The following is a 7,004-nucleotide window of genomic DNA, read 5'->3' as shown; positions in this document are numbered from 1 at the left end:
GGTCCGGACCGGTCCGGACCGCGGGCCCCCTGCCGTGGATGCGGGGCGGGGTCAGCGTTGCTGGCCCGCCATGACCGTGATCAGGCCGACCACCACGAGCAGCGAGCCGCCCCAGGTCCACATCGAGGTCCGCTCGTGCAGCACCGTCGCCCCGGCCCCCACGATCAGCAGATAGCCGAGGGCGTTGAAGGGATAGGCGAGCGAGAGCGGCACCGTGGCCAGCGTCGACATCCAGGCGAGCGCGGAGACCGCGAAGACCACCAGGCCGATCACGACCCAGGGGGTGGTGGCGGCGCGCAGCGCGACCGAGGTGCCGTCCCGTCCCGCGGCGGTCGCGGCGCTCCTCATCCCGTGCTTGAGCATGATCTGCCCGCCCGCCGAGGAGAACACGGCGAACAGCAGCAGGAGGAGACTGGAGAGGGTCAAGGCCTTGCTCCTGACGGCGGCCCGGGGTCCGGAGTCCGGGGCGCGGGTGGGTTCGGGGATCGCGGGCTCAGACGCCGACCCGGTCGCCGGGGACGTACTGTCGGTTGAGGATGTCCTGAACATCGACGTGCTCTCCAGCGATGATCGTCTCGGCCGCGTGCGGGGTGAGCAGGGCGACGTGCTGATAGCCGAACAGCGTCGGCCGGATCCGGGTCAGCAGCCGCGACATCCCGCCGAGGACCGAGGCGAGCGGCCCGCGTCCCAGCAGGGACCAGAACGGGGCCCCGGTCGAGGCGATGTCCAGGACGTCGTAGCCCGCGTCGCGCACGGTGCGGCGCAGGCTGGCCCGGGTGAAGAAGCGCAGGTGCGTTTCGTCGAGGATGCCCCGGCGGTCGTAGCCGAAGGCGCCGACGGCGACCCGCATGCGGGAGTACCAGTGGCTGAAGTTCGGCACGGAGAGCAGCACTTCACCGCCCGGCCGGAGCACGGTCGCGATCTCGGCGAGGACCCGCTCCGGGCGGGAGAGGTGCTCGATGACGTCCCCGGCGACCACGTAGTCGAAGCCGGTGCCGATCTCCGGGGGCAGCCCCTCCTCCAGATCGGCGAGGTGGAAGTGCGTACAGCGTTCACGGACGCCGGGCACCTCCACGTAGTCGACGCCGGTCACCTCGTGGCCGAGGGATTCCAGGCGCTGGGCGAACAGCCCGCCGGAGCAGCCGAGGTCGAGGACGCGGCCGGGCGGCATGGTGCGCATCTTCTCCAGGATGACGGCGTGCGAGGAGCCGTCGCCCTCCTTGAAGGCGTACTCGACGGGCTTGGGGATCCAGGCGCAGGTGCCGAATCCCTTGACGGCCAGCCGGTATTCGAGGACGTCCTTGACGACGTCCTTCGCGTATTTCATGCCGTTGACGTAGCAGATCTCGTCGCCGTAGTACGTGGGCACGGGGATCTCCTTGATCCGCATGCCGGCGTCGAGGAGCTGGACGATGATCTGGGTGTCGAAGTCGAAGGCGTCGGTGTTCCGGTCGACGGGCAGTTTCTTGAGGGCCTCGACGCTGTAGGCGCGGTATCCGGAGTGGAATTCGGTGAGATCGGATCCGAGGAGCCGGTTCTCCAGCCGGGTGAGAATGCGGTTGCCGAGCCATTTGTACATCGGCATGCCGCCCTTGCGGGCTCCGCCGGATTTCATCATCCGGGAGCCGAACACAGCCTCGCATTCGCCGTTCTCGATGGGGGCGACCATATCGGGGAGGAATTCGGGGGCGTACTGCCCGTCGCCGTGCAGCAGGACGACGATGTCGAGTCCGTGGGCGGCGGCGAGGGCGTATCCGGCCTTCTGGTTTCCGCCGTAGCCGAGGTTCTTGGTGTGGCGCATGACGACGGTCCTGGGCATTCCCTCGGCCTGCGACCAGCGGCAGCCCGCGGTGAAGGTGGCGTCGTGGCTCGCGTCGTCGAGGATGAGGATCTCGTCGATCCGGGACCGGAAGTCCTCCGGGATCCGGTCGAGGGTCTTCTCCAGCGTTGTCTCCGCGTTGTACGCGACCACCAGGATGCCGATCCTGGGACTCGGGCTTTCCTTCACGGGGCGTTCTCCTGTTCAGGGGGCGGTGGAGCGGGAGGGCTGGGCGGTGCGGGGTGCGGAGAGCTCCGCCGGGCCGGAACGGTTCTCCGGGCCGGTGACGGGGGGTGCGGTGAGGAGGCCGTGGATGCCGGTGGCGAGTCCGGCCGCGAGGACGAACCAGCCGGCGGCGCCCAGGTGGAGCACCGGTTCGCTCCAGCGCACGGGGGAGCGTCCGCCGTAGCCGAGGACGGCGGTCAGTCCGGCCACGGCGTTGAACGCGAGCCCTTCCCAGGGCCCGAGGACGAACATCGCGGCCGCCGCCCAGGTCAGGTACTGGAGCCCGGAGGCGGTGGAGAGCAGGAGCAGCAGGCCGAGCGTGGCGGCGGTGACGCCGGGCAGCTGGTCGGGGCGCAGCACCGCGAGCCGGACGCCGACGGCCACGCAGACCAGGACGAAGAGGAGGTGGCCGCTGCCCTGCATGAAGGTGATGGCGGCCTCCGGCAGTCCGAGGACGTCGGCGAACCGGATCAGGCCCCAGAGGTGGTAGGAGCCGCCTGTGTAGTCGAGGACGTTCTCCTTGAGGTGCAGGGGGACGGTCACCAGGACCGGCCCCCAGACCACGGCGATCACGGCGGCGAACCCGGCGGTGAACCGGAGCGCCGCCGGCCGGCCGCCGCGCAGGGCGGCGACGAACAGGGCCGGGAGAGCCACGACGGGGACGAACTTGACGCTGATCGAGAGGGCCGCCGCGATCCCCGCCGCCAGGGGTGACCTGCGGTCGGCGAGCAGATGGGCGGCGGCCAGCGCGCACACGACGGCGACCGCGTCGGTGTTGCCGTGGTAGCCGGAGGTCGCGAGGAGCACCGGGCTGAGGGCCACCCCGGCCCCGCACAGCACGGCGGTGCCGAGACGGGCGCGGCGGCGGACGATCTCGAAAACGAGCAACGCGCAGACGAAATCGGCGAGCGAGGCGGGAAAGCGGATCAGCGTGGCGAAGGAAATGCCGTTCTCGGACAGGGCGTTCAGTCCGAGCAGCATCCAGCCGGCCAGGGGCGGATGGTTGTAGACGGGAAGTCCGGGCAGCGGTTGCTCGTAGATGCGGATGGGCCCGTACACCGTGAGCGCCTTGGCGAATCCCTGGAAGAAGCGCACATCCGCGGGCCCCGGTGAATTCGCGGCGATGAGCATGCGCGTCAGGAGACCGGTGGCCGCGACGGCCGACACCACGGTCCTCGCCCGGCGCACGCTCCAGGTCTCGCCCCGCATTCGGATACCCATGAAAACAGAACGTAGCAACCCGGCGACGCTATGCAACGCACCGATGAACAGACTTATCCGGGCCGTCGCTCGCATGCCTGCGCATCAACGCAAACGCCGCCGGGCCGGAATCACCCGAACGGTTCAGCCAGTTCGGACCGCGTGTCCGTCAACGCGCGGGCGCACGGGCTCACTCGGCCGGTGCGAGCATGCGGTCCACCACCCGGGCGGCGGCCCGGCCGTCGTCCAGGTCGCAGAAGTCGCGCCGGAACGCCTCGTACGCCTGGGCGTGTCCCTCGGTGGCCCGGACCGGATCGCGCAGCGCCTCGACGAGGGCGGCGGAGTCCGCGATCAGGGGGCCCGGGGCCCGGGACTCGAAGTCGAGGGCGAAGCCGCGCAGGGTGTCGCGGTAGTGCTCCAGGTCGTAGGTGTGGAAGAGCATGGGCCGCCCGGTCTCGGCGAAGTCGAAGAGCATCGAGGAGTAGTCGGTGACCAGCGCGTCGCTGATCAGCAGGAGTTCGGCGGCGTCCGGGTAGCGTGAGACGTCGCGGACGCGTCCGGTGCCGGAGTCGGGGAGCCGGTCGGTGACGAGGTAGTGGCGGCGCACCAGCAGGACGGTGTCCGGGCCCAGCGCGCGTTCGGCGGCGGCGAGGTCGAGCCGCAGGTCCATGGGGTAGCGACCGCCGTTCTTCGGCAGGTCCTCACGCCAGGTGGGGGCGTAGAGCACCACCCGGGCGGTGTCGGGGATGCCGAGCGAGGCGCGTACGGCGGCGGCGACCTTGGCGCGGTCCGGGGCGTGGAAGAGGTCGTTGCGGGGGTAGCCGCACTCCAGGATCTCGCCCTCGTAGCCGAAGGAGCGCCGCAGTACGGGGGTGGCGAAGGTGTTCGGGGAGACCAGGAAGCTCCACTGCCGGGCTCGGTGCCGCAGGGTGGCGATGTACGCGCGGTTGGCCCGCGCGGTGTCGGCGAGGTCGAGGCCGATGCGCTTGAGCGGGGTGCCGTGCCAGGTCTGGACGACGGTCTGGCCCTCCCGCCGCTCGAACCATTCGGGCAGCTGGGTGTTGGTGACGACGTACCGGCTGCGGGCCAGCGCCTCGTACCAGGCGGCCGATCCGTGCTCCACGGTGTCGGCCGAGGCCGGGACGCGGGCCTGCCCGTCGCGGACGACCCAGACGTGGTCGAGTCCGGTCCCCCGGCGGGCCAGTTCCTCGTGCACGGCGCGCGGCGAGTCGGAGTACTGCCGGCCCTCGAAGCTGGTGAACAGCACGGTGTCGCGCAGGGCGGCGGTGCGCTGGGCGGTGTGGGCGGCGGTGAGCAGCCGCCGGGCGCGCGGTCCGCGCTCGGCGGCCGTCAGCGGCGGTGCGCAGCGCAGCAGCAGCTGGTCGTGGTAGCGGCGTTCGATGGCGTACGTGCGGCCCGCGAGGGTGCGGGCGGCGGGCAGGGTGTGGTGGACGGCGGCGGGCAGGCGCAGGGCGGTGTCGCGGCTCTCGTCGGTGGCGCCGCGCTCGCGGAGGAAGAAGTACCAGTTGCCCTCGCCGAGCGGCAGCGCGCCGCCGCCGCAGACCTCGACGGCGTCGGGGCGCAGTTCGGCGGCGAACCGCCGTTCGCCGCCGGGTCCGGTGAAGGTGACGGGCAGCACGGTCTCCTCGTGGTGGCCGCTGTGCCGGGCCACGAGGACGACGGGCCGGGCGGTGTCCTCGGGGAAGGTGCCCTCCAGGAGCAGCCTGCCGTCCTGGGTCCAGGCGGCCAGGTCGACGAGGGGCTGCACGGGGCGGTCCCCGATGAGCAGATTGCCGCGGGCGCTGACGGTGAGCCCCAGCTCGCGCGGTTCCTCACCGGCCGGAACGAGCGGGTAACGGCCGGGCGGTACGGGGCCGGGGACGTCGAGCGGTGTGCGCCGCCCGCCGGGCCCGACGAGATGGACGCTGTACGGGAGGCCGGCGCGGGGCCCGGTGTCCGCCGGGCGGGCCTCGCCGAGGGCGGCCAGCGGGAGGGCGGCGGTGAAGCGCCGCCAGCCGGTGCGGTCGGGTGCGGCACCCTCGTGGACGGTGACGGGGGCGTCGAGGGCGGCTCCGGAGGCGCGGTGGGTGAGGCCGAGCCGCAACTCCCCGTCGGCGAGCCGGGCCCTGACCATGCCTTCGACGACGACGGCGGGCGCTCCGTCGGCGTCCTCGCCCGCGTGGTGGCTCTCGAAGCGGGCGTCGACGCGCTCGGCGTGCAGGACCAGGCGGTCGGCGTCGAAGACGGGCACGATGCGGTGGTCGCCGTCCGGGCGGTGGACGGGCGGGGCGACGGAGGCCTCGGCGGTGGTGGGCGCGGCGCGGCGCAGGAGGCCCTGGCGGGCGGCGCCGATCTCCAGGCGCCAGGTGACGCGGTCGACCGGCCCGTCGGGGGCGATGCGGATCCGGGCGGGGTCGAGCACCGCCTCGAAGCCGGAGCGGTCGTAGTCGTGGAGGCTCTGCCGGGAGCGGGCGGTGGCCTCCGGTTCGGTGGTGCGGCGCAGGCGCAGCGGGACGATCTGGCGGCGCCCGGCCCGCAGCCAGCCGGCCCGGAACTCCGCGCGGCCGGAGCCCGCGGGGAGGTTGCGCAGATAGGCGTATCCGCCGAGGTGGAGCTTGCCGTCCCGCCAGGTGACGTCGCGGAGCCGGGCGACGAGCGGCAGGTCGCGGTCGGCGACGCGCAGCACCCGGTCGGGGACCGCGCGGGTGAGTGCCGGGTGGACGGCCCGGCGGCGGCGCAGTCCGCGTACGGCGAAGGCGCCGGGTTCGCGCCGGTCGAGGACGAGCACGTCCAGCAGTTCCTCCAGACGGCGTTCGCGCACCAGGTGCCACATCAGCCGCAGCCGCAGCGGGAGGGCGTCGAGGACCGCGGGGTCGACCTGGCCGAGGAAGGCGTTGGCGCGGTCCAGGAAGGCCTCGCGGTAGGCGTCGTCGCCGTCGGGCAGGACCTCCATGAAGTACCAGAGGTCGTTGGCGAGGGCGTGTGCCTCGTAGTGGTTCTTGTCGGCGGGGGTGTGGTGCTCGGCCAGGAACTCGGACACGCCCTGGACATGGGCGACGCGATCGCGGACGCCCCGGACGACGGCCCGGCCGGCGGTGATGGAGCCGGGGCGGTCGCGCCAGTGGTAGACGGGGTCCTTGAGGATGTCGACGGAGGACGCCAGGAAGTGCGCGGGGAGCACGACGGGGATGTCCTCATAGAGCGCGCCGACCGGGAAGGCGAAGGCGTGCGCGTCCCAGAAGGAGCGGCGGAAGACCTTGTTGCAGGCGATCCGGTCGCCGGCGAGGACCCGGTCGCGGGTGATGTGGGTGCGCAGCCGGGTGGTGGCCATGGGCGCGCGGAACATCGGCGACTGCACGAGCCGGCCGCCTGCCCGCAGCCGCAGCACATTGCCGGAGGCGAGGTCGGATCCGGTCTCCTCCAGGGCGCCGAGCAGCCGTTCGTACGCGCGCGGCGGAACGATGTCGTCGCTGTCGACGAAGGCCAGGTAGCGGCTCTCGGGGTCGCAGTGGCGGACGCCCGTGTTGCGGGCGTGGCCGAGCCCGCCGTTCTCCTGGCGGACCAGGCGGAAGCGGTCGTCCCGGGCGGCGAAGCCGGCGGCCAGGGCGGCGCTGTCGTCGGTGGACCCGTCGTCGACGATCACCACGTCGAGGTCGGTGACGGTCTGCTCCGCGAGGGACCTCAGGCAGTCCGTGAGGAAGGGTTCGACGTTGTAGACGGGGACAACGACACTGAGCCGTGGCGGCATGGCGGACACGTC

General features: G+C 72.6%; 4 protein-coding genes. All 4 read right to left on the bottom strand.

What is annotated here, in order from left to right; translation table 11 throughout:
- Positions 1–51 precede the first annotated feature (51 nt).
- The 4 genes from ACFVDM_RS37090 to ACFVDM_RS37075 all read right to left on the bottom strand — a co-directional run bounded on the left by ACFVDM_RS37090 (position 52) and on the right by ACFVDM_RS37075 (position 6,992).
- Complete coding sequence (locus ACFVDM_RS37090) at positions 52–426, bottom strand: hypothetical protein (RefSeq protein ID WP_383651097.1); 375 nt, start codon at positions 424–426, stop codon at positions 52–54.
- 67 nt (positions 427–493) lie between these two features.
- Positions 494–2,008, bottom strand: coding sequence for a methyltransferase domain-containing protein (locus tag ACFVDM_RS37085; RefSeq protein WP_383651096.1), 1,515 nt, complete (start codon positions 2,006–2,008; stop codon positions 494–496).
- Positions 2,009–2,023: 15 nt separating this feature from the next.
- On the bottom strand, positions 2,024–3,265 hold the full coding sequence (locus ACFVDM_RS37080) for a glycosyltransferase family 39 protein (protein ID WP_383651095.1): 1,242 nt from the start codon (positions 3,263–3,265) through the stop codon (positions 2,024–2,026).
- A 169-nt stretch (positions 3,266–3,434) separates the two neighbouring features.
- Positions 3,435–6,992, bottom strand: coding sequence for a CDP-glycerol glycerophosphotransferase family protein (locus ACFVDM_RS37075; protein WP_383651094.1), 3,558 nt, complete (start codon positions 6,990–6,992; stop codon positions 3,435–3,437).
- Positions 6,993–7,004: the final 12 nt, after the last annotated feature.

Source organism: Streptomyces sp. NPDC057682 (genome assembly GCF_042799575.1).
Taxonomy (GTDB): Bacteria; Actinomycetota; Actinomycetes; order Streptomycetales; family Streptomycetaceae; genus Streptomyces.
The sequence above is the reverse complement of the archived record's forward strand: the minus strand, read 5'-3'. Positions and strand labels throughout refer to the sequence as shown.

Coding starts and splice junctions, on each gene's coding strand:
- ACFVDM_RS37080 (WP_383651095.1), bottom strand. CDS start 3,265: ATGGGTATCCGAATGCGGGGCGAGACCTGGAGCGTGCGCCGGGCGAGG.
- ACFVDM_RS37075 (WP_383651094.1), bottom strand. CDS start 6,992: ATGCCGCCACGGCTCAGTGTCGTTGTCCCCGTCTACAACGTCGAACCC.